Below are 26,072 nucleotides of genomic sequence, written 5' to 3' on the forward strand. Positions count from 1 at the left end.
GATCTCCAGGCGAGAAAAATGAGCGAGCATCCAACAGCCTACGTTCCCAAGAGCGCTTTCGCGAAGTGGTTCGAGAGCCGCCTGCCGGTCATCGGCCTGATCCACTCCTCCTTCGTGGCTTTCCCGGTCCCGCGAAACCTCACCTATTTCTGGACGTTCGGCGCGGTGCTGATGTTCATGCTGGTCGCGCAGATCGTGACCGGCGTGTTCCTCGCCATGTACTACACGGCGGATGCGACGCTGGCCTTCCAGTCCGTCGAGCACATCATGCGCGACGTGAACTACGGCTGGCTGATCCGCTATCTGCACGCCAACGGCGCGTCGATGTTCTTCGTCGCCGTCTACATCCATATCTTCCGCGGCCTCTATTACGGCTCCTACAAGGCGCCCCGCGAGATTCTCTGGATCCTCGGCGTCATCATCTTCCTCCTCATGATGGCGACCGCCTTCATGGGTTACGTGCTTCCCTGGGGCCAGATGAGCTTCTGGGGCGCTACGGTGATTACCAACCTGTTCTCGGCCCTTCCCGTCGTTGGCAGGACGATCGTGGAATACCTGTGGGGCGGCTATTCGGTGGGTGATCCGACGCTGAACCGCTTCTTCTCGCTCCACTACCTGCTGCCCTTCATGATCTTCGGCGTGGTTCTCCTTCACGTCTGGGCACTGCACGTGCCAGGCAACAACAACCCGACGGGCGTGCCGATCAAGTCGGGCAAGGACGCGGTGCCGTTCCACCCCTACATGACGGTGAAGGACAGCTTCTCGCTCGTCCTCTTCCTGATCTTCTTCGCGTGGTGGGTGTTCTACATGCCGAATTATCTCGGCCATGCGGACAACTACATCCCGGCCAATCCCGCGGTGACGCCCGCCCATATCGTGCCGGAATGGTACTTCCTGCCGTTCTACGCGATCCTGCGGGCGATCCCGAACAAGCTCGGCGGCGTCCTCGCCATGTTCAGCTCGATCGCTGTCCTGGCGTTCCTGCCCTGGCTCGACACGTCGCGCGTTCGCTCCACCGCGTATCGGCCAGTATACAAGCAGTTCTTCTGGGTCTTCGTGGCGGTCACGATCTTCCTCGGATGGCTGGGTTCAAAGCCTGCCTCGGGCTGGTATGTCACCGCCGCCCAGATCAGCACAGTCTACTACTTCGCGCATTTCCTGATCGTGCTGCCGCTGCTTGGCTTCATCGAGCGTCCTCTGCCGCTGCCGAGCTCGATCCTGGAATCGGTGCTCGGGGTGCAGAAGACCGTGTCGCGCGTTCCCGCGGCAGAGACCGCGGAAGCTCATTCGAAGGGCTGATGGCGAGTCAGGATAATACAATCATGATCAGACGCATTCTCCTCGCCGCCGCCGCTTCCGTCGCGCTCTCGGGTTCCGCGTTCGCCGCGGGCGAGACACCGGTGCCGCCGCAACTGTCCTGGAGCTGGCAGGGGCCGTTCGGGACCTTCGACCGTGCTCAGCTCCAGCGGGGCTTCAAGGTCTATCGTGAGGTTTGTGCCGCGTGCCACGGGCTCAGCTACATCCGGTTCCGCAATCTCGCAGAACCGGGTGGGCCCGAGTTTTCCGAAGCCCAGGTCAAGGCTCTCGCGGCCGAGTATCAGATCCACGATGGTCCCAACGACTCCGGCGATATGTTCGATCGGCCGGGCCGGCCGGCGGACGCGTTCCCGTCGCCGTTCCCGAATGAGAATGCCGCGGCTGCCGCGAACGGCGGCAAGGCTCCGCCCGATCTCTCGCTGATCGCGAAGGCGCGCACCTACGAGCGGGGCTTCCCCTGGTTCATCATCGACGTGTTCCGTCAGTATTCCGAGAACGGCGCCGATTACGTTGCGGCTCTGCTACACGGCTATGAGGAGCCCCCGGCAGGGTTCGAAGTTCCGGAAGGCGGTCACTACAACGCCTACTATCCTGGCCATGTCATCGCGATGCCGAACCCGCTCAGCGATGGGCAGGTGGAATATCCGAAGGGGCCGGACGGCAATGCCGTCGTTCCTGAGACGGTCAGCCAGTATTCGCGCGACGTGACCGCATTCCTGGCCTGGGCTGCCGAGCCTCACCTCGAGGCCCGCAAGCGCATCGGCTTCCAGGTGATGCTGTTCCTGATCGTGTTCGCAGGACTTCTCTACTTCACCAAGAAGAAGGTCTGGGCGCGTGTCGGCGGTGAGGTCGACGGCCAGGCTACGCCGCCCATTCTGCCACGCTGACGAGCAGCACCATCACGTTAAAGGGCCTGCTCGCCGAAGGCGGCAGGCCCTTCTTCATTGCGGGTCAGGGGACCAGAGGGTCTTGCCCACTGAAAGTGGATCGGGCCGACGCAGAACTGTGCTAACACATGGATCTCGCAGCGAGATTCACCACGGCACACTGGGCGCCTGGCTGGAACTGTTGAGTAACGGAGGGATGATTGGCGCAGGCTGTACTGGGCGTGATCGGCGGTTCGGGAGTCTATGACCTTCCGGGCCTTGAGGAGATCCGGGAGGAGCTGATCGCATCGCCTTGGGGCGAGCCCTCCGATGCCGTGCGGATCGGCAGGGTCGGCAACACGAAGGTGGTGTTCCTTCCTCGCCACGGGCGCGGCCATCGCCTCTCGCCATCGGACATCAACTACCGCGCCAATATCGACGTCCTGAAGCGCGCCGGCGTGACGGATATCATTTCGGTCTCCGCCTGCGGATCCTACAAGCCGGAGCTTTATCCTGGCCTGTTCGTCCTGGTGGACCAGTTCGTCGACCGGACCTACCGGCGAGAGAGCTCCTTCTTCGGCAAGGGCTGCGTCGCGCACGTCTCGATGGCGCGGCCGGTCGGCCCGCGTCTTCAAGAGCGTATCGCGGAGGCCGCCGCTGCCGAAGGCATCGAGGTCCGCCGCGGTGGAACCTATGTCTGCATGGAGGGGCCGCAATTCTCCTCCTATGCGGAATCCGTGACCTATCGTTCGCTCGGCTTTGACGTCATCGGAATGACGAACATGCCGGAAGCGAAGCTCGCCCGCGAAGCCGAGATCACCTACGCGACGATCGCCATGGTGACGGATTACGATTGCTGGCACTCCGAGCATGACGATGTCGACGTCGCCCAGGTGCTGGAGGTCGTCCGGACGAACGCGCAGAAGGCGGCCCGTCTCGTCGCGCGCGTCGCGCGGGATTTCCCCGCTGAGCGCGAGCCCTGTCCCGCCGGATCCCATCACGCGCTGGACCATGCCATCATGACCGCGCCCGCCTTGCGCGATCCGGAACTCGTCCAGAAGCTGGACGCGGTCGCGGGTCGTGTCCTCGAGCGGTCGTGACATCCGCCGCGCGTAGCCGCCTTTCCCCCTCCCGCCAGGACGCTCCCATGGATCCGCGCCTCGCCCTCGATCTCAAGGCCACGGTCCGTTCGATTCCGGACTATCCCAAGCCCGGCATCGTCTTTCGGGACATCACCACGCTGCTCGGCGATGCGCGCGCCTTCCGGCGCTCCGTCGATGAACTCGTCCATCCCTATGCTGGAGGCCGGGTCGACAAGGTCGCCGGCATCGAGGCGCGAGGGTTCATTCTCGGCGGCGCGATGGCGCACCAGCTCTCTGCCGGTTTCGTGCCGATCCGGAAGAAGGGCAAGCTTCCGCACGAGACGGTGCGAATTGCCTATTCGCTCGAATACGGCGTCGACGAGATGGAGATCCACACCGATGCGATCGGGCAGAACGAACGGGTGATCCTCGTCGACGATCTCATCGCCACCGGCGGCACGGCCGTCGCGGCCACGAACCTCCTGCGCCAGATCGGCGCCAGGATCGTCGCCGCCTGCTTCATCATCGACCTACCCGAACTGGGCGGGGCGCAGAAGCTGCGCGAGCTCGGCGTCGAGGTGCGCACGCTCATGGAATTCGAGGGGCATTGATCCACCCCGACAGGCGGGACGCCGGGAGAGGAACATGAAAATCGACGGACGCTCCTATCGCACGATCTGGCCCGGCGCCGACGGGCGCTCGGTCGAGGTCATCGATCAGATCCTGCTCCCGCATGAATTCGCGACCCGGCGGATCGCGACGCTCGAGGAAGCAGCGGAGGCGATCCGGTCCATGGTCGTCCGCGGCGCACCGCTGATCGGTGTCACCGCGGCCTACGGGCTTTGGTTCGGGCTCCGCGATGACGCCAGCGACTCCGCACTCGACGAGGCGGTCAGGCTGCTCGGCGCCACGCGCCCGACCGCTGTGAATCTCGCTTGGGCGCTCGCGCGCGTGGAGCGTCGGGTTCGGCCGCTCGCTCCCGCGGATCGTGCCGCCGCAGCGTTTGCGGAGGCGGGCGCGATCGCGGACGAGGATGTCGCATGCTGCCACAGCATCGGCGTCCACGGGGCAGAACTCATCGAAGCGGTCCATCGGCGGACGGGCCGCGTCGTCAACATCCTCACCCATTGCAATGCGGGTTGGCTTGCTACCGTGGATTGGGGCACGGCGCTCGCCCCGATCTATGTCGCGCAGGAAGCCGGAATCCCGGTCCATGTCTGGGTCGACGAGACACGGCCGCGCAATCAGGGCGCTGCGCTGACGGCGTTCGAACTCGGCGCCCACGGTGTTCCCCATACGGTCATCGTCGACAATGCCGGGGGCCACCTGATGCAGCACGGAATGGTCGATCTGTGCATCGTCGGGACGGATCGCACCACGGCCCGGGGCGACGTCGCCAACAAGATCGGAACCTATCTCAAGGCGCTCGCCGCCCAGGACAATGGTGTGCCGTTCTATGTCGCGCTGCCGTCCTCGACCGTCGACTGGTCGCTCGAGGACGGGGTGCGCGAGATCCCGATCGAGGAGCGCTCGGAACGCGAGGTGACGCACATGACGGGAGCCCGGGAGGATGGCACGCTCGCCACGGTGCGGATCGCCGCCCCCGGCAGCCCGGCCGCGAACCCGGCCTTCGACGTCACGCCGGCTCGGCTCGTGACGGCGCTCATCACCGAGCGAGGCATCACCCCCGCGAGCCCGGAAGGGCTCCTCGCGCTCTTTCCCGAGCGGAAGGCTGCGTAGCGTTCGTCAGCCGTCCCGGGCTTCCCAGAACACCACACCGTCGAACGAGAACACCTCCTCGCCGCGCTGGTTCGTTCCGGTATTGTGGTGAAAGGCGAGGCCCCATCCGGGCCGCGAGCCGGAACGGCGCTTGTCGGTGAATGTCGAGCGATAGCGGATCGTGTCCCCGGCATAGACGGGTTTCAGCCAGCGCAGGTTCTTGAACCCCGGCGAGGAGCCGAGACGGGCCACCCTTTCGCCCCGCGCGCGAGCCCCTTGCGCCACGCGATTCCGATGCGCGCACATACGGTTCATCCAGCCGGCGGCCGTCTGCCAGCCCGAGGCGCAGAGCCCGCCGAACAGGCTCTCCCGCGCGGCATCAGGATCGACATGAAAGCGCTGGGGATCGAATTCCCGCGCGAAGCCGACGATCCTCTCGGCGGAGAAATGATAGGCCCCGAGATCCTGGGTCACGCCTGTCTGAATGTCCTCGAAGAACAGGTTCGACGGCTGCGGATCTGCCGGCTCGACGTCTTCTCCTGCGGGACTCGTCTCTTGCGGGGGGCGCAGGGGTGTTGGCGGCGGGGCGCCACGGCGTGCGATCAGGATCCAGTTCGTCTGCGTTAGGACGGCCTTGTCGCTCTGGTCTATCAGTTCGAGGCCGAACCGGACGAGGCCGAGTTCGGGCCGGCTCTGGGAGGTGCGAGTCTCCATCACCGTGACGCGCGAGCACAGCACGTCGCCGGGCAGCATCGGCTTGAGCCAGCGGACCTCCTCGATCCCCGGCGCGCCCATGGCGGCTGTGTCCAGGAGAAATCCATCGGAGATCAGCCGCATGTTGATGCTGCAGCTGTGCCAGCCTGAGCCGATCAGGGTCCCGACGAAGGTGTCCTTCGCGGCCTCCGGATCGACGTGAAATGGCTGCGGATCGTATTCGCGCGCGAAGGCAATGATACTCTCCTCCGACACCTCATGAGAGCCGTAGATCTGCGATGTGCCGGGAATGAAGTCTTCGAAGTGGAGGCGTGGCATGCCGTGCCCCTACCATGCCGAGGCTTCGCTGTCGCGGGTGGGAGAGCTTCCGCATCCATGACGGCCGTTGCGATGTCGCCTTGATGGCACACGCAGGCGCTCGGGCCGGAGGTGATCCACTGCACACGCGTCGGGCTGCAAAACCAATGGCCGCGCCCGTTGGGGATTCCGCTCTGCTTAGTTCGCTAATGTTAACCTCGATCAGTTCGCTCAGCGCCAGGGTGTGATAGAGGTCCGGTCAGAGGAACCCGAGGTCGCCCAACCGGAGGTCACTATCGTGAAGCGCTACTACTTCCATCTTGTGGATGGACACGAGATCATTCCTGACAAGACCGGGCTCGACGTTACCGACCTCGAGCAAGTTCGCGCAGAAGTCATCGAAGCGATTCGTGAATTCCGGCAGGAGCAATCCGCCGCTGCCGCCGAGTGGAAGGATTGGCGGATCGAAGTGACCGATGCATGGGGTGGCATAGCTATGTCGCTCGGGCTGAGCGACGCGGAAGTCAGTGGTTTTGCGCGCGCAGGTCACTAGACCAGACGACTCTAAGCACTTTGCGTCTATTGGGCTCGCCGACATATTTCTGCAGCTCTGTTCGATCCAGGTTAATGCGGACTCGTGACGGTGGGTGCATTCTGCGGGTGGATCGATGGTTTCCTTGCGGGCTTCTCAAGCAGCCTCGGTTACGTAATTGCTTGGCCGCGTACCCGCCGTGGCTTCAGCCGAAGGGAGGTTGAGATAGAGACACCGCCTGAGCCGAGAACGCCTCCCACCCTTCACATGCGGTGGAGGTGCATGTCTCAGCTCCACAATATGAGCCTTTTAGCCGGACTATCCGGAACAACGTCAGTGACGTGTGACCCTTGGGTCAAGACGGGCCCGTCGCCCCGCGACAGGGCCCGTTTCACTATGACCAGGCACGGTCACAGGCTCCCACAGCGCTCCGTCTCAACGACGCCCTGACGTCCGCGGCCAGAGAGCGGGATGCGCTTTATCGCCCAGTCTTCCAGCAAGTTGTTGAAACCCGGTCAGGCCGGCGCAACCACCTTCCGGTAGAGGTGCCAGGTCGCGTGGCCGAGCACAGGCAGCACCACGAGCAGACCGAGAAACAGGGGCAGCATGGCAATCGCGAGGAGAGCGGCGACGATGAGCCCCCAGGCAAGCATCGTGCGCGGATTGGCGATCACCGCCTGAACGCTCGTGATCATGGCCGTCACACAATCCACATCGCGGTCGACGAGGAGCGGCAGCGAGACGACGGTAAGCGAGAATGCGACCAGCGACAGGACCGCTCCCACCACGTGCCCGACCGCCAGGAACATCAGCCCGTCCTGCGTCGTCAGCACGACCGTGATGAAGCGATCGAGGCTCGCAATCGGTTTCAGACCCAGGAACAGGGCGAGCAGCAGCCGGACCTGGTACATCCAGATGATGAACAGGAAGAGCGTCACGAAGGCCATGCATCCGAGCTGCTGGCCACCCTGTGTCGTGATGGCCCGGAAAATGGATCGCCACGAGAGAGGCTCCCGGATCTCCCGACGGCGGCTGACCTCGTAAGGGCCAACGGCGACCAGGGGACCGATCATCGCAAACCCTGCCGCGAGGGGATAAACCAGATAGCCCATCTCGAGGACGAGGGCGCACAGGAGGATCAGCAGTCCGCCCGCGACATAGATCGAGCCGAAGAGCAGCCCGAATTGCGGGGCTGCGCGAAAGTCCTGCCAGCCCTCGGAGAGTGCCTGGCGGAGATCGCCGAACGAGACGGGTCTGATCCCGGCTCCGGTCGAGCGAGGCGCTTGAGGTTGGGCCAGGTCGGTCATGGAAGATCTCGGAGAGCCGCAGCGTGCACCGAATGTCGGCGAAAATGCATGCGGCCTTCAAGAGATTTCCTCAGGCCCGGATCAGACTCGAGAGGAGGGACCCCCGAGGGCAGCAGCGTTGTGGGCCGCCCGGATCGGCTCCGGCAGGCGAAAGCGCGGGGCGCAGCGCAGGACCAACTCGGCGGCGGTGTCGATATCGGCAAGATGGCCGGGTGATATGAAAAGCGGGTTGCGGGCGGTGCGGGTCCGAAGCACCACCCCGATCCGCTCGCCATGATCCATCAAAGGAGCGGCAGCGCCTCGCTCCTCCTGGAGCGATCCATAGTGTCCGACGAGGCGGGTCTTTCCGCAGCCGATCGTCGGCTTCTCGAGCCACAGGCCCATATGGCTCGCGATCCCGATTCGCCGCGGATGGGCGATGCCCATGCCGTCGAATAGAAAGACGTCGGGAACGGTCCCGAGCTGCCTGAAGGCCTCCTCGAGTACCGGCCCCTCACGGAAGCTCAGGAGCCCCGGCACATAGGGAAACGGGGTAGGCCGGGTCGCCAGCACGGTCTCGACGGGCTGGAAGTCCGGATAGGTCAGCACCACGATGGCAGCCCGGGACATCTCATCCTTCACGCTGACGTCGACTCCGGCGACGACATGGACGTTCTCCAGCGGGATCGGCCGATCCGAAACGACCTCCCGGCGCAGCTTCCGCTGCAGCGCGACGGCCTCGGTAGGGCTCAGGTCCCAGCTATGGAGTTCATGGAGTTTCATCGGGACGGACGCGCCAGCCGGAAGACCGGCTCAATCAATCCTTGACATGGGCGGTCCAACGCTGCGCTCGGACGGGAACAGATCGTCATCGTGAAGCACCTCTCCTGCGAGTAACGCCGCAGGGCACCAGAAGATCGAGACTGCGCGCCGGCGTCATCGATTCGCTGAACGAGAAGAGAGGCCCGACGTGGCGTCTGGCCTCGTGCAGAGGAGGATCGCGCCTCAGCGGAACTCACGCCCGTTCCACCGCAACGCGTCCGGCGCTCCACCCTGGGCATGCAAATGGATCGCCGGGATCCGGTCGTCACCGACCTCGACGCCGGCTCCGAGTATTTCGCGCTGGAGCTTCAGCAGCGCACCGCGCCGGATTTAGATGTTCACCGGGCAGACCTGTGCGCCGCAGAAGCTGCTCCGTCTCCAGGGTGCGCCGCCGGTGCAGGAAATGCCTTCGTGGCTGATGATGAGGTCGGCCCTGCCGTCGCCGATGAGATCCCGTTCGATGACAGCGCGGGGATCAATCTTCCCCTCCATGCCATCGCAAGCCTCGTTGATCTGCACACGAACCAGGAACTCCGCGGCCCTGGAACGGGCCGCAGCCGGTGTGGCGAGGAGCGCGAGGATGGCTGCAAAGACGAGCGGAGGTGACATGCCGGCAAGTCCCCGTGCCTGAATGCGTCACCATAGTCGCCCTGCAGGATGGATCGGTAAATCCTGCGCCGGGCGTACTTCCGCGAAGAGCGTGCTACCGCGTTCGCGGGCCCGAGGCCCTTCCGAAGGGGATCGCGGCCTCGCCGGAGCGGCGAATAATGTCCCGCCGTCAGTTTGCGAAGCGGAAGTGCAGGACGTCGCCGTCCTGCACTTGATACTCCTTGCCTTCGAGCCGGAGCTTGCCGGCATCCCGGGCGCCGGCCTCGCCCTTCAGTCCGACGTAATCGGAATAGGCGATCGTCTCGGCCCGGATAAAGCCTTTCTCGAAGTCCGTGTGAATCACGCCGGCGGCCTGCGGCGCGCGCGTGCCGCGCGTCACGGTCCAGGCACGCGCCTCCTTGGGGCCTACGGTGAAGTAGGTGATCAGGCCCAGGAGTTCGTAACCGGCGCGGATCACACGGTTGAGCCCCGGCTCCGATAGCCCGATGGCATCGAGATAGTCACGCTGCTCGGAGAGAGGCAGAACCGCGATCTCGCTCTCGATCTTCGCGGAAACCAAGACAGCTTTGGCGCCTTCCTCCGCCGCGCGAGCAAAGACCTGTTGAGAAAACGTGTTGCCCTGATCCGCGGAAGCCTCGTCGACGTTGCAGACATAGAGGACCGGCTTCGCCGTCAGCAGACCCAGCATCTCGAACAGCCGTTCCTCTTCGGGCTTGCGCTCGACCATCCGCGCCGGCTTTCCATCCCGCAGATAGGGAAGGGTGCGCTCGACGAGAGCGAGCGTGTCCTTCGCTTCCTTGTCATTGCCGCGCGCCTTTTTCTCGAGCGCTGTCACCCGGCGCTCGAGGCTTTCGAGATCGGCTAGCATCAGCTCGGTCTCGATCGTCTCGATATCGGCGATCGGGTCGATCCGACCCTCGACGTGCGTGACGTCGCTATCCTCGAAACAGCGCACCACATGCGCGATCGCATCGACCTCGCGGATATTGGCGAGGAACTGGTTGCCGAGGCCCTCGCCCTTGGAAGCGCCGCGCACGAGGCCGGCGATATCCACGAAGGTAAGGCGGGTCGGGATGATCTGTGCCGATCCGGCAATCCCCGCGAGGGCCTCGAGGCGGTCATCCGGCACCGCGACATCGCCGACATTCGGCTCGATGGTGCAGAACGGATAATTCGCAGCCTGCGCTGCGGCTGTTTGGGTCAGCGCGTTGAAAAGCGTCGATTTGCCGACATTCGGCAGGCCGACGATGCCCATCTTGAAACCCATCTCATTGCTCCTTCGGCTGCCGCTCACCCGTTCCCGCTGCTCGTCATCGAGCCGGAGGGGAGGGCGCTAATTCTTGTCGTCGGCGGCTTTCTCGCCGGGCCGCTTCACATCGGTCCAGCCGCGCGCTTCCATGGCGAGGTGGACGCGGTTTTGAAATTGAGCGTCCTGGCCCGCGGCCAGGAGTTCCGCTTCCTCTGCCACAGCCCGGCAGAGGTCCTCGACCCACGGCTCCTCCGCCTTCCCGAAATCGCCCAGCACATAGGAATGCACGATGTCCTTGTGGCCGGGATGACCGATGCCGAGGCGAACGCGGCGGTAGTCGTTTCCGCAATGCGCCGTGATCGAACGCAGTCCATTGTGACCGGAATTCCCGCCTCCGACCTTCACCCGCAGCTTCGCGGGGCGCAGGTCGAGCTCGTCGTAAAACACGGTCGTCTCCGCGAGCGATATCTTGAAGAACCGCATCGCCTCCGCCACTGACCGCCCGGATTCGTTCATGTAGGTCTCGGGCTTGAGAATGAGAACGCGTTCTCCCCCGAGGCTCACTTCCGTCACCTGGCCCTGGAAGCGGCTCCGCCATGGCGAAGCCCGATGAAACCGGGCGATCGCATCGACGGCCATGAAGCCGATATTGTGACGGTTTCGGGCGTATCGGCTTCCGGGATTCCCGAGTCCGACGAAAAGCTGCATCGCGAGTGGCCTGACAGTGAAACGCTCCGGCCTTGCGGTCGGAGCGCCGGAATGGGCCGGGCTTTGCCCGGCCTCTCGCGCCTCAGGCCCTGATCAAGCCTTGGCCGGCGCTGCGGCAGCGGCAGCCTCCGCGGCTGCGGGCTCCTCTTCCTGCATGCCGGACGGCGGCACGACCGTCACGAGGGTGACGTTCTCCGTCGAGACCGGCCGCACACCTTCGGGAAGGGTGATGTTCTCGAGATGGATCGTCCCGCCGATGTCGAGATCGGCCACCGACGCCTCGATGAAATCCGGGATCGCATCCGGGGGAGCCATGAGCTCGACGGCGTGCCCCACGACCTGCAGCGTGCCGCCGCGCTTGATGCCAGGGCTCTTGTCCTGGCCGACGACACGGACCGGAACGACCACCCTGATGGACTTGCCTTCGGCCAAGCGAAGGAAATCGACATGCACGGGGAAATCCTTGACCGGATCGAGCTGGTAGTCGCGCGGAATCGCGCGGGTCTTGTGGCCGTCGACGTCGATCTCGAAGACCGTCGTGAGAAACTGACCGGCGAAGATCAGCTGCTTCGTCTGGTTGGAATCGAGAGAGATCGACTGGGCGGGCTCACCGCCTCCATAGATGACGGCGGGAACGCGGCCCTGGCGACGAACGGCCCGGGCGGCCCCCTTGCCAGCCCGGTCGCGCGCCACGGCCTGGAGCTGCTTTGCACTCATGGTCGTGGTCCTTCTGTATGATGCAAAAGCCGAAGGCCGCCTCTCGGCGGCCTCATCGGCGGCGCGCCCGAGCCTCCAAGGGTGTCAGACGAGCGCTGCGGGCTTATAGGCGAAAAAGGGCCGGTGGAGCAAGACATTCGCCTGCGTCACATGCCGCCCAGGATTCGGAGATCTTCTGCCCTGCTCTCCCGACGGTCGCGGATGCGGAGTGCCCCTCGGCAGCGAAATCAGTCGAACAGGCTTGAAACCGAACTCTCCGTCGCCGTCCGGCCGATCGCTTCGCCGATGAGAGGCGCGATCGAGATCACGCGGATGTTGCGGGCGACCTTGACGGCCTCGGTCGGCTGGATCGAATCCGTGATCACCAGTTCCTTCAGATTGGAATTCGCGATCCGCGACACGGCTCCTCCGGAGAGTACCCCGTGGGTGATGTAGGCGTAGACCTCCCGGGCCCCATGTTTCAGGAGCGCGTCCGCTGCATTCACGAGGGTGCCGCCGGAATCGACGATATCGTCCACGAGAATGCAGGATCGCCCGCTCACGTCGCCGATGATGTTCATCACCTCGGATTCGCCCGGCCTTTCGCGGCGCTTGTCGACGATCGCGAGTGGGGCGTCGATGCGCTTGGCGAGGGCGCGGGCGCGCACTACGCCGCCGACATCCGGCGACACCACCATGCGGGCGCCGCCATCCATGCGCTCCTTGATGTCGCGCACCATCACGGGCGCCGCGAAGAGATTGTCGGTCGGGATGTCGAAAAAGCCCTGGATCTGGCCCGCGTGGAGATCGAGCGTGAGCACGCGGTCCGCCCCGGCATGGGTCACCAGGTTTGCGACGAGCTTGGCCGAAATCGGTGTGCGAGGGCCGGGTTTCCGGTCCTGCCGCGCATAGCCGAAATACGGGATCACGGCCGTGATGCGCCGGGCCGATGAGCGGCGCAGGGCATCGGTGATGATCAGCAACTCCATGAGGTGATCATTGGCCGGGAACGAAGTCGACTGGATGACGAAGACGTCCTCGCCGCGCACGTTCTCCTGGATCTCGACAAACACCTCCATGTCCGCGAACCGCCTCACCTGACACTTGGCGAGAGGAAGGTCGAGATAAGCGGAGATGGCCTCCGCGAGCGGACGGTTGGAGTTACCCGCGACGAGTTTCATACTGACCTTTGGCGTGGTGACGAGCAGAGTCCCGAGCCACACGATCATGGGCGCCGGCGCCCCGGGCGCGGCGGTCTTAGCAGCGTTGGCAAATCGTCACAATACGATCCGCGGAAGCACGCGCAGCGTTGTTGTCACGGGGCGGCATAGCTCAGGGCCGAGTCGGGCGCCATCCCATCGGACCCGGCGAGTGCGACTTCCGTCCTGGTCTCGGCGAGGAACGAAGCGATCTCCGCCATGCTCTCGCCTGCAAGCTTGGCGAGAGCCTCCCTGTCGAGTTCATCCCACATTCTCGTCGAGCGAGCCTCGAGGGTGCTGGTGCCGGAGACACGCCTGGCGCGCCGCTTCTGCGCGTCGAACACGTCCCAGACATAGGCCAGCTCTGGCTTCCCGGCTGCGCTCGTCTCGGCCGTGAGATAACCCCTGATGCGAAAGCGGACCGGCGAGCCGTCCGTCACGAGCCTGACGTCGTTCCGGGCCGCGGCCGAAGCAAGCTCGTCCACGATGGCGGCCAGGATCGGCTCGGGAGGACCATCGATGCTCTCGACCGTCAGTGGCGTGCCATCGAGCGACGATGTCAGGCTGGCGAAACTGGCGGTGCCATTGCTCTGGCACCCTGCCAATCCGATGCCGAGCACAGCCAGGATCAGCCCTTCTCGCAACGTCACCACGCCCCCCTCCCGCAGCGACTCGGTTAAGCGCCGTTAACGTTTCTACAAGGATCGCACGGGCAGTCGAGGGGCTTGGCGCTTCCTGGCATCAAAAATCATGGCAGACCGGACGATGGTGGCCCGAAAGGGAAACATCATTCGCGAAGGGGCGACTAACGAACCGCGAGCTCGAGGCTCGGCAGCGTCACGGGCTCGGCCCCATGCTCGGACACGATGGAGGTCCTGCCGAGGCACATCGCCGTTCCGGACTCGGAATCCATCAGGATCATGTGGGCGAAGAGCACCATTCCGGGTTCGATCACCCAAGGATTGCCCTCGTAGAACATCGGCCAGTCCATCCAGGACGGGGTGAATTTCGCGCCAAGGGAGTAGCCGCATGCATTGAGGCGGTGCTCCGACATGCCCTGCTCGGCGAAGACACGCGCGTGAGCGGCGAAAATATCTCCCGCTGTCCGTCCGGGCTTCATCTCGGCCTCGCAGGCCAGGAGAGCCTCCCGTGCGGCCTGATGATAGGCGAGATGCTGAGGCCGCGGCTCACCGACGACCGCCGTTCGCATGATCGCTGCATGGTAGTGGCGAAACACTCCGGCGAACTCGAGCGTGATCTGGTCGGTGGCGTCGAGGCGCCGGCGTCCGGCCTTGTACCGGCACAGAAGCGCGTCGCGCCCCGAGCCGATGATGAACTCGTTTCCCGGATAATCGCCGCCGGCCGAGAAGATCGCCGCATGCTGCGCCGCGAGGATTTCACCCTCGTCGGCGCCTGCGCGGATGCGGGCGAGAGCTGCTTCGTCGGCCAGATCTGCGAGGCGGCCCGCCTCGCGCACATAGGCGAGCTCCGCCGGCGACTTCACGGCGCGCAGGCGCGTGACGATATCGGAGGCGTCGACGAGCGGAGCAAAACCCTCGAAGGCGGCCTGGAGCTTGAAACCGTTCGAAGCGACGAGGCCATACGACTCGTATTCGACACCGATCGTGCAGCCTGCGAGGCCGAGTTCCGCGGCGAGCGTGCGGAGGTCGACAGCCGGATTTGCACCGGCGGAATCCTTCCAGACACGGATGTCGGCGATGGTGGATGTATGACGCGCCTGCCGCAGATCCGCCGAGCGGGTCAGAAGCGCCATCTGCCCGTCGGCTTTCAGCACGAGCGACTGGAAGAAGCAGAAGCCGAAGGTGTCGTAGCCGGTCAGCCAGTACATCGATTCCTGCTGGAAGAGTAGCATGGCGTCGAGGCGGCGCTCCTGCATCGCGGCAAGAAGAGCGTCCCGTCGACGGTCGAATTCGGCAGGTTCGAAATGCAGAGCCATGGTGGAGACCTCTCAAGGCGAGATCGGTCTGCACCATGTCGGGAGGACAGGGTCAAGAATGACGAGCCCCGGAGGGTGCGATCTCGGGCTCTCTGTCGCTCTTTCTTCCGGATTCAGGGTCTCCTAAATCACAGCGATGAGTCGTTCATCGAGCCCCAGCCTGCCCGGGCGCAGCACCGGCAATGATGTGCCGCCGGAAGTCCTCCAGGAGGACGACGATGAGGTCGTCGCGCTCGAGGAGGGTTCCGATGTCGAGTTCGACCTCGAGGCAAATCCCGGATCGATTCAGCGCGGCACCGAGGTCATCAAGCGTTTCTGGTCGACGCTTCCGAACGCTCCCGGCGTCTATCGGATGATCGACGAGAAGGGGGACGTCCTCTACGTTGGGAAAGCCAAGAGCCTGAAGAACCGCGTCGGCTCCTATGCCCGCGGCCAGGCCCATTCGAATCGTATCGCCCGGATGATCGGCGAAACGGCCAGCATGGAATTCGTCACCACGGCAACGGAGACCGAGGCGCTCCTGCTCGAAGCGAATCTCATCAAGCAGCTGCGCCCACGCTACAATGTTCTCCTGCGCGACGATAAATCGCTTCCCTACATCCTGCTGACGGGGGATCATCCGGCGCCGCAGATCGTGAAACATCGCGGCGCGCGGAAACGGAAGGGAGATTACTTCGGGCCATTCGCGAGCGTCTGGGCCGTTAACCGGACGGTGAATGCCCTGCAACGCGCCTTCCTTCTGCGGTCGTGCAACGATTCCTATTTCGAGAACCGTACCCGGCCCTGTCTTCTCTTTCAGATCAAGCGCTGCTCGGGGCCCTGCACGGGGGAGATCTCGAGCGAGGATTACGCGGGGCTCGTCGCCGAGGCGCGTGCCTTCCTCACGGGCAAGTCGAATGCCGTGAAGGAGAGGATCACCGCCGAGATGCAGTCGGCGGCGGAGGCGCTCGAGTTCGAGGCCGCCGCGCGCCACCGGGACAGGCTGGCGGCGCTCTCGGCGATCCAGGGCGTTCAGGGCATCAACACGCAGAGTGTCGCGGAAGCCGATGTCTTTGCGATCGACGAGCAGGCCGGGCAGTTCTGCGTGGAAGTCTTCTTCTTCCGCAACTGGCAGAACTGGGGAAACCGCGCCTATTTCCCGAAAGCCGACCGCTCGATGGCGCGCGAGGAGGTGCTCGCCTCCTTCGTGGCGCAGTTCTATGACGACAAGCCCGCGCCTGCGGTGATCCTGCTCTCGCATGATATCGAGGATGCCGAACTGCTTGCGGCCGCTCTCTCAGAACGGGCCGAAAGCCGCGTCGAAATTCATGCGCCACGACGCGGCGAGCGCCGCCAGCTCATCGACTATGCCCTGCGCAATGCGCGCGAAGCGCTCGGCCGGAGGCTCGCCGAAACGGCGTCGCAGCAGAAGCTTCTCATCGCCCTCGGCCAGGCGCTGCGCCTCCCGCGGGCGCCCCGCCGGGTCGAGGTCTACGACAACTCGCACATCATGGGGACGAGTGCCGTCGGCGCGATGATCGTCTGCGGGCCTGCCGGCTTCATGAAGCAGCACTACCGGACGTTCAACATGCGCTCGGAGGATCTGACACCGGGCGACGATTACGCGATGATGCGCGAGATGCTGCTGCGCCGGTTCTCGCGCCTCGCCAAGGAGGCTCCTCGGGAGGAAGCCGGCGGCGACACGGAGCAGTCCGAGCAGCCCACGGACGAGACGCCCTTTCCGGCATGGCCGGACCTCGTGCTCATCGATGGCGGCAAGGGGCAGCTCGAGGCCGCGCGCGCCGCGCTTGCCGAAGCCGGCCTCGGCGAGGACCAGGTCGCCCTGGTCGGGATCGCGAAGGGGCGCGACCGGGATGCCGGCCGGGAGACCTTCTTCAAGCCCGACGAGCCGCCCTTCAAGCTGCCCCCGCGGGACCCGGCTCTCTATTTCGTGCAGCGGCTGCGCGACGAGGCGCACCGATTCGCGATCGGCGCCCACCGGGCCAAGCGCAAGCGGGAGATGACCCGCAATCCGCTGGACGAGATCGCCGGGATCGGCCCATCCCGGAAGCGGGCGCTCCTGCACCAGTTCGGAACCGTCAAGGCCATCCAGAGCGCGGCCTTGGAGGATCTCATGAAGACCCCTGGGGTGAATGCGGCAACGGCGAGGGCTGTCTACGAGTTCTTCCACGAGCGCGGCTGACCTGCACGCCCTGCATGGGCAAGGCTCCGGGCGAAGGTTGACGCTTGCACCCACGCGTGCTTCCTCCATCCCGATGAGCACGGCAACCTCCATGCGCCGTTCGAAGGCCCTCAGCCTCCCGAACCTTCTGACCTATGGTCGGCTCGTCGCCGTTCCGGCGGTGGTCGCGCTCCTCTTCTGGCCGGAGGACACCTGGTCGCGCTGGGCGGCGCTGACGATCTTCATCCTCGCCGCAGTCACAGACTACCTCGACGGGTATTTCGCGCGCGCCTATGCCCAGCAATCGGCGCTCGGCCGGATGCTGGATCCGATCGCCGACAAGCTCCTGGTCGCAGCCTGCCTCCTGATGTTGGTGGCGGACGAGACCATCAACGGAGTCTCGCTTTGGGCAGCGATCGTTATCCTTAGCCGCGAGATCCTCGTTTCGGGCCTGCGGGAATTCCTGGCCGAACTGAAGGTCTCGGTGCCCGTCAGCCGGGTAGCCAAATGGAAAACCACCCTCCAGCTCGTGTCGATCGGGTTCCTGATCGCCGGACCGGCCGGTGAGGCCGTTTTGCCCGGCACTATCCGAATTGGGACCGTCCTGTTCTGGGGTGCGGCGATCCTGACGATCTATACGGGTTGGGACTATCTGAAGGCTGGCCTGCACCACGTTATGGAGGATGATCATTGATCGGGTTCGAGCCGGCTCGAGGCCGTGGAGGCCGGCGCCGGCGGCATGTGATGGAAGGTGATCGGTGAGCAGGGTGAAGCTCGTCTACTTTGCCTGGGTGCGCGAACGGGTCGGGATTCCCGAGGAGGAGGTCGATCTTCCGCCGGGCATCGAGACCGTCGCCGATCTTGTCCGCTGGCTGAAGACGCGCGGAGAGGAATACGAATATGCCTTCGAGGCCGGCGATGTCGTGCGGGCAGCGATCGATCGCGCGCATGCCCGGCCGGATGCTGCTCTCGCCGGCGCGCGTGAAGTCGCCTTCTTCCCTCCGATGACCGGGGGCTAACGCACCGTGCGTCGCAAGATCCGGATCCAGTCCGAGGATTTCGAGCCCGGGACGGAGATCGCGGAGCTCACGATGGGCCGGTCCGATATCGGTGCGGTGGTGAGCTTTACGGGCCTCTGCCGGGACGAGGGGGGCAGGTTGGCCGCTCTCGAGCTCGAGCATTATCCCGGCATGGCGGAAGCGGAAATCGCGCGGGTCGCGGATGAGGCCGAGCGGCGTTGGCCCCTTTCGGGCCTCACGATCATCCACCGCTTCGGACGCATCCTGCCGGGTCAGAACATCGTTCTCGTCGTGACCGCATCGGGTCACCGCCGGGCGGCCTTCGAGTCCGGCGAATTCTTGATGGACTACCTGAAGACGCGGGCTCCCTTCTGGAAGCGGGAACATCTCGCGGGAGGAGAGGTCGGCGGCTGGGTCGAAGCCAAGGACGCTGACGAGGCCGCGACCGAGCGCTGGGTGCAAACCAAGTCCGCTTGACGCGAGAAACGGCCGGGAGGAGCATCTCTCGGGGGGCGGCGATCACGTCGGAAGGCCGCCATGCGACATCTGGCCTGGCTCCTGTTTTTCCTCACCGTCGCTTCGGCGGCGCCGCACGCTCATGATGCAACACCGCGTCCTGCCGCTCACGCCCAGAGCGCGATGGAGTGCTTTTGCCGGGCCCAGGGCCGCATGTTCGCCGAAGGCGAGATGGTCTGCCTCAAGACGGCCCAGGGCAATCGGATGGCGCGCTGCGAGATGATCACGAACGTGATGTCTTGGGGCGTGACCGAAACTCCGTGTCCGCAATCCTGATCCGGTACCGGTAAAGGAAATCAGCTTTCGTGCAGATCGCGTTGGCGCATCGGCACGAAAAAGACTTCCTGGCGATCATGTCAGGCACCGAAAACTTTAATGAGTTCGGTCGCTCACCTACTGGAGGAGTAAGCAGCCAGTCGCATGCACGCCTGCGTGGCGGCGGGTGCAACGTCATGCTGCGGATATGCGCCGGTTCTGTTGCCCGGTATTGTGAACGCAACATTTCCCACCTCACCCGCCCTGAAGGGGCGGATGAGGGTGGCAGCACCAGCTTTCAAAACAACTCAAGCAACATCAGATCACTGCACGATCGCGCAGCGTTCTACTCTCAAAGACTCTATTGAAGTGTAACCACCGCCGGCGAAACCGGCGGCAGTAAGGCTGGTGAGGCGGGGCGCCTGAGCGCCCTCGCGCATCGTTCTTAAAGAGCGCCTGCAATGATTGCGGCGATGAACACGAGCGATGCGCAGACCGCAGCGATGTTCATTTTCGAAGCCCAATCAAGCTTCGTGATCAGGTCCATCCAGAACCTCCTGTCTGAACTCTGCGGCGCGGACGCTAGCAAATCCTTTTCCGGTAGAGAAGCCCAAAAGCGAGGCTGTCGGTGGATAGCCGGCGTCGATCATCCTTTCTCAAGTGTTAAGGCTCTGTATAGTCATAGCTTTCCGTGCCCGTAACTATGCTCGACGGATACTCAGGACTGGTAGTCCTGGATCGCTTTTTCGAGGAAAGCTGCCGCCGCGAGCGCTTTGTCATCAGCTCCGAATGAGGCGATCACCTGAATTCCAACCGGCAGGTCGGCTCCGTCGTACAGGCCCGGCACGGACACGCAAGGGTTGCCCATCAATGTCCAGAGCCGATTGAAACGGGAGTTCCCGGTCGAGGAGAGGCCCTTCGGCGCTGCGCCCGGCGCGGCGTAGGTCAGGAGCACGTCGCAATCCGAGAAGACGTCCCGCAGCGCGATACGCGCACGGTTGGTGATGCGGCGGGCGGCATCGTACTGCACCGGGGTGATGCCCTGCGCGGCATCGAGGGACTCGCGCAGGATTGGTGGAAGGGCATCCCGGTGGTGATCGTATTCCCACGCGAGTGCTTGCCGGACCTCGAAATCCTGGATGGTCGGATGCTCGGGAAAGGCAGCCGAAACCGGATCCGGGAGCGAAAGATCGATGACGGTCGCGCCGGCTCGGGAAGCGGCCGAGACGGCTCGCTCCAGGGCCTCGCGGCTGGCGTCCTCCGGATCTCCTGCGAAGTCCTGCAGGACGAGTCCGATCTTCGGCGCCTCGGGGGCGCGTTGATCGATCCTCATCTCGTCGCGACCCGTGAGGGCCGCGAGGGCATAGGCGACATCGGCGATTGTGGCGGCGAAGAGGCCGGGCGTATCGAGGGACCAAGAATAGGTCTTGGTGCCGACGGTCGGGAGAATCCGGAAGGACGGCTTGATGGCCGCCACCCCGCAATAGGAGGCCGGCCGGATCACCGATCCGCCCGTCTGGGTTCCGAAGGCGAGGGGCACCATGCCGGCTGCAACCGCCGCGGCAGAGCCCGATGAGGATCCGCCCGGGGTATGGGCCGTGTTGTGCGGGTTGCGCGTCGCGGCCGGGTCGAGAAAGGCGAAGGGCGTGGTGGCCGCCTTGCCGATCACGCTTCCGCCGGCTCGCCGCAGGAGCGCCACGATCGAAGCGTCGGCCTTGGGACGCCAACCCGAATAGATCGGGGAGCCGTATTCGGTCGGTAAATCGGCCGTGTCCATGATGTCCTTGACGGCGACCGCGATGCCCTGGAGGGGCCCCGCGCCTCCCGGGCGGACGCCGGCATCGACAGCAACGAAGGCGCCGATCTCCGAGTCGGCTTGTGCGATCGTGGCAAGGGATTCGCACAAGGCATCGTTCGGGGAGAGCGCACCTGACTCGATGCGCCGGCACAGATCTAGAAGTGAAATCATGAAGAACCATCCCTCCTGGCTGCGCTGCTATCGCCCCTCTGCACTGCGCGGGCAAGCTGTCGTCTCCGTTGCGATGCGGTTGACCGGCCGTTTACCGGGTTCTGCGCATTCTCCGCACCATGCGTCGTGCGTTGGTTGCGTTATCCACTCTGGTGATGATCGGGCTCGGCCTGAGCGGGTGCGGGCTGTTCCGTTGGGAGCAGCGCGAGCCCTGGCGAACGGAGGCCGAGGAAGCGTGCCTCTCGCAACGGCTCGTCCAGCCCAATGCCTATATGTCGCGTGCGTCGCGGATCGACGGCCCGGGCTCCTGCGGCATGGACTATCCGTTCAAGGTTTCGGCCTTCGCCGGCGGCTCGATTGCCCTGCGCAAGCAGGCGACGCTCGCTTGTCCCATCATTCCCCGCGTCGATGCCTGGCTCGACGAAGTTGTGAAGCCTGCAGCTCTCCTCTATTTCGGGCAGCGCGTGGTCGATCTGAAAGCCGGCTCCTATTCCTGCCGCTCCCGCAACAATCAGCGCGGAGCGAAATTGTCGGAGCACTCGTTCGGCAATGCCGTCGACGTCATGGGTTTCGTGCTGTCCGATGGGCGCGAGGTCTCCGTCCTGCGCGGCTGGCGCGGTGATCCTGCCGAGCAGGAGTTCCTCCGCGAGGTGTTCGTCGGCGCCTGCCGCCATTTCACGACGGTGCTCGGGCCGGGCGCGGATCGCTTCCACTCCGATCACCTTCACATCGATCTGGCGCGCCATGATCCCGTGGGGCAGCGGCGGATCTGCAAGCCGGTCCTGAAATTCGCGCCGAGGATCGAGCCCGCGGTCGGGCGCCCGGCTGCGACTTCGCGCAACTGGTCCCGGTTCTCGCCGGACCTTCCACAGCGCGACGCAGACCTCCCGCCGCTCGACTTTGAGGAGGAACCGGCTCCCGATGACGAGCCGGTCTCGCGGGCTCTGGGTGTTCCTCTGACGTCGGGACCACGCTCCGGTCCCGGCGTCTCGGATCCCTTGCCGCGGCCGATTCGGGAGCCGGCCGGCCTGCCACTTTACAATCGGCCACCCGCCGCACCGGCGATTTCGAATGGGCATGGCCTCTACTGATGTCGACGAGCGGGCGCGATCGTATCGTCAATCTTGACGCCCGTGCGCTGCGCCCACATGGTCGGAAAGTTCATCACGTGGAGCCTCATATGCGCTGGTTGGCCGTTCTGATCCTGGGAGCGCTGTCGGTGGCGCCCGCTCTCGCCCGGGAGATCGACCCGGCAGAGCGTCGGGAAGTGCCCTACGATGCATCACTCCCGGCCTGCAGCGACGCAGGAGTCCTCGGGAATATCCAGAACCGTTTCTCCTCGAGCGAGTGGCGCTTTTGGAACAGCGGGGCCGAGATCCTCGCATTCGAACGTGTCCAAGAGGTCGCCTGGCGGCCCTGGGGGCTCGACTACATCCCCCGGCGGTTCTGCTCCGGTACCGTGCTGACCTCGGATGGACTCAAGCGCCGCATCGATTACTCGATCCGTGAGGACCTCGGCTTCATCGGCGTCGGATGGGGAACGGAATTCTGCGTTGCTGGGTTCGACCGGCATTACGCCTATGCCCCGGCCTGCCGCCAGGCACGCCCGTGACGTTGATTCGGGCGCTTGCCGCGGTCGCGGCGAGCGCTCTCGTGATCGCAGGCACCGCATCCGTTGCTTGGGCGCAGGCCCCGAGGGAGACGCGAGGCGCGCCGGCCGGACAGTTCGATTTCTATATACTCGCCCTATCTTGGTCCCCGGGTTTCTGCGAGGCGAACGGAAACCGCGATCGTGACCAGTGTGAAGCCGGGTCAGGCCTCCGCTTCGTGGTGCACGGCCTCTGGCCGCAGAGTGAGCAAGGATATCCGAGTTTCTGCGAGCCGGGGCGACGCCCGATCCCGAGGCCAGCCCTTCAGGATGCCCGCGATCTGTTCCCGAGCGAAGGGCTTGCCCGCTATCAGTGGCGCAAGCACGGGAGCTGCAGCGGCTTGAGCCCGAGCGCGTATTTCTCGGCCGTTCGCCGGGCGCGCGCCCTCGTGCAGATCCCCGATGGTCTCGAATCGACCTCGACCTTCACGAAGGCTTTGCCGATCGAGATCGAGCGGGCCTTTGCCGAGGCAAATCGGGGATTGCGCCCGGACATGATGGCTGTCGTCTGCGGACGGCGGATCTTCCAGGAGATCCGGATCTGCTTGAGCCGCGATCTACGCGCCTTCCGAACGTGTCCGGAGGTCGACCGCGATGGTTGCCGCGCCGGCGCCATCGATATTCACCCGCCGCGTTGAGCGACGCGGCGACGCGGCCACGCCGATGAATGAGCGAAACACGTTTCAGGCAGGTCATGTTTTCGCTTCGCTCGCGGAGCGAAGAGGCGTGATTCCGAGTCGCGCGCGATGAACTATCGACACGCCTTTCATGCGGGCAACTTCGCGGATGTGATGAAGCACGCGCTGCTGGTGCGCACGCTCGCCTACCTGCAGCGCAAGGAAACGCCGCTTCGCGTCATCGATACTCATGCGGGCATCGGCCTCTATGATCTTACGGCGGACGAGGCCGAGCGTACGGGCGAATGGGAGAATGGAGTCGGGCGACTGGGTTCACCATTTGCGCCCGACATCGAGGATCTCCTGAAGCCGTATCGCGACGTGCTCGAAGCGGTTCGGGCTCGGTATGGCGAATATGCCTATCCGGGATCTCCCGCCATCTTGCGCGAAATGCTGCGGCCGCAGGATCGCGGAGTTCTCGTCGAGCTCCATCCCGCGGATCACGCCACGCTCGCCGCGCGCTACAATGCGGTGAAGAATATCAAGGTCATGCACCTCGACGGCTGGGTTGCGCTGCAAGCGCTCGTGCCTCCGAAGGAGAAGCGCGGTCTCGTGCTCGTCGATCCGCCTTTCGAACAGCCCGACGAATACGATCGTCTCGCCCGATCCTTGAGGACAGCCCTGCGGAAATGGGCAACCGGAGTCTTCGCGGGCTGGTATCCGATCAAGAGCTTCGGCGTGATCGAAGCCATGTATGGTACGCTTGCCGAAGGTCTCGATCGGCCGGCACTGCGTCTCGAACTTCTCGTCGATGATCCCGCGATCCCGGATCGCCTGAACGGATGCGGACTCGTGGTCGTCAATCCGCCCTGGACTTTGGAGGACGAGGCGGAGCGGCTTCTGCCGGCGCTTGCAGAGCGGCTGTCCCGCTCCGGGTATGGAGCCTTTCGCTGCGAGCGTTTCGGCCAAACCGCGTAATCATTGGTTGCCGTCGGCGGCGGCGGCCGCATAGAACGCGTGAGGCACAAACTCGTGAGGCTCTCAATGCTCGTCCTGCGCTCATCGCCCGCATCGCCGTTCGGCCGCAAGGTCAAAATCGCCGCCGATCTCCTCGGGCTAACCGATCGCCTGAAGGTCGACTTCGCCGATACGATGGATCCGAACGAGAGGCTGCGTCACGAGAACCCGCTCGGGAAGATTCCGACCCTCATCCTCGAAAACGGCGAGACGCTCTACGATTCACGGGTCATCGTGGAATATCTCGACTGGCTGGCCGGGGGAGGGAAGGTCATTCCGGCGGGAGAAGCCAGGTTTCCTGCGCTACGCCAGCAGGCGCTCGCCGACGGGATCCTCGATGCCGCCCTGCTGCAGGTTTACGAGGGCCGCTGGCGGTCCGAGGATCGGCGCGAGGCGGCCTGGCTCGCACACCAGGCCGGCAAGATCGACCGCGGGCTCGCCGTTGCCGAGGAGAAGCTCTCGCGCCCCGACGAACTGATCCATGTCGGACAGATCGCGCAAGCCTGCGCGCTCGGCTATCTCGATCTCCGCATGGGAGGGCGCTGGCGTGAGCGGTATCCGCGCCTCGTCGCCTGGCTCGACGACTTCGCGAAGCGCGTCCCGGCTTTCGAGCGGACCCGCGCGACTTCGTAAGCACAGGTAGGGCAGGTGGAGGTCCGGTCCCGCCGGACCTCTGTCATGAGGCTCAGAACTCGAAGTTCAATCCAGCGCGCACATCACCCTTGACGGGAGAGGCCGGCTGCACGGCAGCCGGGTGAACAATCATCACCTAGCGCATCGTGCGAAAAAGTGGGTCCACTTTTCGGCGTCGAACGACGCGCCGCTCGAGGATCGAAGCATCGGACGGCAAATATGATTGAGAAATTTCCGCTCGCGCAAACTCCCTCCACGACACTTCCAGGCCGGTGTGGCCGGCAAGAATCGACCCCTCAGGTCAAAATGAGAACTGCTAATACTCGTGTTCGCCAGTCGCGTGCGGCCGCGTGGTTGTGAAGGCTAAGAGACACGCGATCAGTGGCGGAGCGGAATCTCTGTCGCCCAATCTCGTGCACAGCCTACCGAAGACTGTCCTTCAGTGCAGAGATCGTGCGGTGAAAGCCTTCGTCATCCCCAAGGAGCCGTTCCACCATCAGCGCTCCCTCGAGAGTACTGATGACCATTCGGGCAAAGGATGCTGGGTCAACACTGGCTCGGATCGTCCCGTTGGCGATGCCGTCCGCGAGCACTGTCTCGAGCCATGCAACATGCTTGGCGAAGAAGCGTTCCACCTCGGCCCGCAGTTGCGGCGACAAGATGTCCATTTCTATGGCCAGCACTGCGCACAGGCATCCCAGGCCCTTCTCGATCCCTTCGAGATAGAGCGTTGCGTAAGCCTCGACGCGGGCTACGCCATCGTCGCTGTCTGCTAGGATGGCAGCGAGGGCCTCATCGTACCGAGCGTCGTAAGCAGCCACGAGAGCGAGCGCGAGATCGGTCTTGGTCGGGAAATGGTGGTGGATGCTGGCCTTGCGGATGCCGACGACCTCCGCGAGGTGGGCATAGCTGAACCCCGAATAGCCCTGTCTCCGAACGAGGAGTTCGGCTTGCAGGATCAACTCTGCGCGGGTGTCATTCATGACGCATCGTGCCTATGGGCCGGAGGCGGGAGTCGCAATGTGTCAGTCAGGTTCACCGTAGAGGCACCGCAGCTTGACGGCGCCCCTACCTTCTGGAAGGTAGATAGGACTGAAAAAGCTGCTGGCAATGGCACCGGTTGATTCGGTGCCGGGGCGCGCTCGTGTCTGCGGCTGCCGGATCCCTGAAATTCAGACGGTGGG

The 26,072-nt window shown here is 64.5% G+C and carries 28 protein-coding genes and 1 pseudogene; 17 read left to right on the plus strand and 12 right to left on the minus strand.

The window, feature by feature from the left end; translation table 11 throughout:
• Positions 1-18 precede the first annotated feature (18 nt).
• The 5 genes from BN1233_RS25040 (at position 19) to mtnA (ending at position 5,005) form a co-directional block, all read left to right on the plus strand.
• Positions 19-1,299, plus strand: a complete 1,281-nt coding sequence (locus tag BN1233_RS25040) for a cytochrome b (RefSeq protein WP_046866343.1) — start codon at positions 19-21, stop codon at positions 1,297-1,299.
• Between the two features lie 23 nt (positions 1,300-1,322).
• Positions 1,323-2,204, plus strand: a complete 882-nt coding sequence (locus BN1233_RS25045; protein ID WP_082145658.1) for a cytochrome c1 — start codon at positions 1,323-1,325, stop codon at positions 2,202-2,204.
• 200 nt (positions 2,205-2,404) lie between these two features.
• A complete protein-coding gene (locus BN1233_RS25050; RefSeq protein WP_046866345.1) occupies positions 2,405-3,283 on the plus strand; it encodes an S-methyl-5'-thioadenosine phosphorylase in 879 nt (292 codons plus the stop codon).
• 47 nt (positions 3,284-3,330) lie between these two features.
• Positions 3,331-3,876, plus strand: a complete 546-nt coding sequence (locus BN1233_RS25055; RefSeq protein ID WP_046866346.1) for an adenine phosphoribosyltransferase — start codon at positions 3,331-3,333, stop codon at positions 3,874-3,876.
• Positions 3,877-3,910: 34 nt separating this feature from the next.
• Positions 3,911-5,005, plus strand: coding sequence for an S-methyl-5-thioribose-1-phosphate isomerase (gene mtnA / locus BN1233_RS25060; RefSeq protein WP_046866347.1), 1,095 nt, complete (start codon positions 3,911-3,913; stop codon positions 5,003-5,005).
• A gap of 6 nt (positions 5,006-5,011) precedes the next feature.
• On the opposite strand, the gene BN1233_RS25065 is transcribed toward mtnA, so the two are convergent.
• The gene (locus BN1233_RS25065; protein WP_046866348.1) at positions 5,012-6,016 is read right to left on the minus strand and encodes a MaoC family dehydratase; all 1,005 of its coding nucleotides are present in this window, start codon (positions 6,014-6,016) and stop codon (positions 5,012-5,014) included.
• Between the two features lie 277 nt (positions 6,017-6,293).
• Here BN1233_RS25065 and BN1233_RS25070 point away from each other — a divergent pair, with 277 nt between their 5' ends.
• Positions 6,294-6,548, plus strand: a complete 255-nt coding sequence (locus BN1233_RS25070; protein WP_046866349.1) for a DUF6894 family protein — start codon at positions 6,294-6,296, stop codon at positions 6,546-6,548.
• A gap of 494 nt (positions 6,549-7,042) precedes the next feature.
• On the opposite strand, the gene BN1233_RS25075 is transcribed toward BN1233_RS25070, so the two are convergent.
• The 9 genes and pseudogenes from BN1233_RS25075 to BN1233_RS25115 form a co-directional block, all read right to left on the minus strand.
• A complete protein-coding gene (locus tag BN1233_RS25075) occupies positions 7,043-7,834 on the minus strand; it encodes a DUF2189 domain-containing protein (RefSeq protein ID WP_046866350.1) in 792 nt (263 codons plus the stop codon).
• Positions 7,835-7,915: 81 nt separating this feature from the next.
• The gene (nfi, locus tag BN1233_RS25080; RefSeq protein ID WP_046866351.1) at positions 7,916-8,596 is read right to left on the minus strand and encodes a deoxyribonuclease V; all 681 of its coding nucleotides are present in this window, start codon (positions 8,594-8,596) and stop codon (positions 7,916-7,918) included.
• Positions 8,597-8,965: 369 nt separating this feature from the next.
• On the minus strand, positions 8,966-9,244 hold the full coding sequence (locus BN1233_RS47265; RefSeq protein WP_147707516.1) for a hypothetical protein: 279 nt from the start codon (positions 9,242-9,244) through the stop codon (positions 8,966-8,968).
• Positions 9,245-9,413: 169 nt separating this feature from the next.
• On the minus strand, positions 9,414-10,511 hold the full coding sequence (gene ychF / locus BN1233_RS25090; protein WP_046866353.1) for a redox-regulated ATPase YchF: 1,098 nt from the start codon (positions 10,509-10,511) through the stop codon (positions 9,414-9,416).
• Between the two features lie 66 nt (positions 10,512-10,577).
• Positions 10,578-11,201, minus strand: a complete 624-nt coding sequence (gene pth, locus BN1233_RS25095; RefSeq protein ID WP_046866354.1) for an aminoacyl-tRNA hydrolase — start codon at positions 11,199-11,201, stop codon at positions 10,578-10,580.
• A 96-nt stretch (positions 11,202-11,297) separates the two neighbouring features.
• Positions 11,298-11,918 (minus strand): annotated as a pseudogene (locus tag BN1233_RS25100) (50S ribosomal protein L25/general stress protein Ctc); the annotation flags it as partial.
• Between the two features lie 227 nt (positions 11,919-12,145).
• On the minus strand, positions 12,146-13,126 hold the full coding sequence (locus BN1233_RS25105; RefSeq protein ID WP_046866356.1) for a ribose-phosphate pyrophosphokinase: 981 nt from the start codon (positions 13,124-13,126) through the stop codon (positions 12,146-12,148).
• A gap of 86 nt (positions 13,127-13,212) precedes the next feature.
• On the minus strand, positions 13,213-13,749 hold the full coding sequence (locus BN1233_RS25110; protein ID WP_046866357.1) for a hypothetical protein: 537 nt from the start codon (positions 13,747-13,749) through the stop codon (positions 13,213-13,215).
• Between the two features lie 152 nt (positions 13,750-13,901).
• Positions 13,902-15,053: a M24 family metallopeptidase gene (locus tag BN1233_RS25115; protein ID WP_046866358.1), complete on the minus strand. Its 1,152-nt coding sequence runs from the start codon at positions 15,051-15,053 to the stop codon at positions 13,902-13,904.
• 136 nt (positions 15,054-15,189) lie between these two features.
• On the opposite strand from BN1233_RS25115, the gene uvrC reads away from it, so the two are divergent.
• From uvrC to BN1233_RS47270, 6 genes are all read left to right on the plus strand, one after another.
• Complete coding sequence (uvrC, locus tag BN1233_RS25120) at positions 15,190-17,235, plus strand: excinuclease ABC subunit UvrC (RefSeq protein ID WP_046866359.1); 2,046 nt, start codon at positions 15,190-15,192, stop codon at positions 17,233-17,235.
• Between the two features lie 73 nt (positions 17,236-17,308).
• On the plus strand, positions 17,309-17,908 hold the full coding sequence (gene pgsA / locus BN1233_RS25125; protein WP_046866360.1) for a CDP-diacylglycerol--glycerol-3-phosphate 3-phosphatidyltransferase: 600 nt from the start codon (positions 17,309-17,311) through the stop codon (positions 17,906-17,908).
• A 73-nt stretch (positions 17,909-17,981) separates the two neighbouring features.
• Positions 17,982-18,233 carry a molybdopterin converting factor subunit 1 gene (gene moaD, locus BN1233_RS25130; RefSeq protein ID WP_046866572.1) on the plus strand — a complete coding sequence of 84 codons (252 nt, stop codon included), beginning with the start codon at positions 17,982-17,984 and terminating at the stop codon, positions 18,231-18,233.
• Between the two features lie 6 nt (positions 18,234-18,239).
• A complete protein-coding gene (locus BN1233_RS25135; RefSeq protein WP_046866361.1) occupies positions 18,240-18,710 on the plus strand; it encodes a molybdenum cofactor biosynthesis protein MoaE in 471 nt (156 codons plus the stop codon).
• 60 nt (positions 18,711-18,770) lie between these two features.
• Positions 18,771-19,025: a hypothetical protein gene (locus BN1233_RS25140; RefSeq protein WP_046866362.1), complete on the plus strand. Its 255-nt coding sequence runs from the start codon at positions 18,771-18,773 to the stop codon at positions 19,023-19,025.
• 29 nt (positions 19,026-19,054) lie between these two features.
• On the plus strand, positions 19,055-19,372 hold the full coding sequence (locus BN1233_RS47270; protein WP_147707518.1) for a hypothetical protein: 318 nt from the start codon (positions 19,055-19,057) through the stop codon (positions 19,370-19,372).
• 350 nt (positions 19,373-19,722) lie between these two features.
• Here BN1233_RS47270 and BN1233_RS25145 read toward each other — a convergent pair whose 3' ends face one another.
• The gene (locus BN1233_RS25145) at positions 19,723-20,973 is read right to left on the minus strand and encodes an amidase (RefSeq protein WP_046866363.1); all 1,251 of its coding nucleotides are present in this window, start codon (positions 20,971-20,973) and stop codon (positions 19,723-19,725) included.
• Positions 20,974-21,092: 119 nt separating this feature from the next.
• On the opposite strand from BN1233_RS25145, the gene BN1233_RS25150 reads away from it, so the two are divergent.
• From BN1233_RS25150 to BN1233_RS25170, 5 genes are all read left to right on the plus strand, one after another.
• Entirely contained in the window at positions 21,093-22,064 is a 972-nt protein-coding gene (locus tag BN1233_RS25150) for an extensin-like domain-containing protein (protein ID WP_046866364.1), read from the plus strand.
• Positions 22,065-22,153: 89 nt separating this feature from the next.
• The gene (locus BN1233_RS25155; protein ID WP_147707519.1) at positions 22,154-22,585 is read left to right on the plus strand and encodes a hypothetical protein; all 432 of its coding nucleotides are present in this window, start codon (positions 22,154-22,156) and stop codon (positions 22,583-22,585) included.
• Entirely contained in the window at positions 22,582-23,259 is a 678-nt protein-coding gene (locus BN1233_RS25160; RefSeq protein ID WP_244470732.1) for a ribonuclease T2 family protein, read from the plus strand. The genes BN1233_RS25155 and BN1233_RS25160 overlap by 4 nt, the downstream gene beginning before the upstream one ends.
• A 108-nt stretch (positions 23,260-23,367) precedes the next feature.
• The gene (locus BN1233_RS25165; RefSeq protein WP_046866365.1) at positions 23,368-24,216 is read left to right on the plus strand and encodes a 23S rRNA (adenine(2030)-N(6))-methyltransferase RlmJ; all 849 of its coding nucleotides are present in this window, start codon (positions 23,368-23,370) and stop codon (positions 24,214-24,216) included.
• Positions 24,217-24,282: 66 nt separating this feature from the next.
• Entirely contained in the window at positions 24,283-24,888 is a 606-nt protein-coding gene (locus BN1233_RS25170; protein WP_046866366.1) for a glutathione S-transferase family protein, read from the plus strand.
• A gap of 422 nt (positions 24,889-25,310) precedes the next feature.
• Here the strand turns inward: BN1233_RS25170 and BN1233_RS25175 are convergent, their stop codons facing one another.
• Positions 25,311-25,871: a TetR/AcrR family transcriptional regulator gene (locus BN1233_RS25175; protein WP_046866367.1), complete on the minus strand. Its 561-nt coding sequence runs from the start codon at positions 25,869-25,871 to the stop codon at positions 25,311-25,313.
• Positions 25,872-26,072 lie beyond the last annotated feature (201 nt).

The organism is Microvirga massiliensis (assembly GCF_001006805.1).
Taxonomy (GTDB): domain Bacteria; phylum Pseudomonadota; class Alphaproteobacteria; order Rhizobiales; family Beijerinckiaceae; genus Microvirga; species Microvirga massiliensis.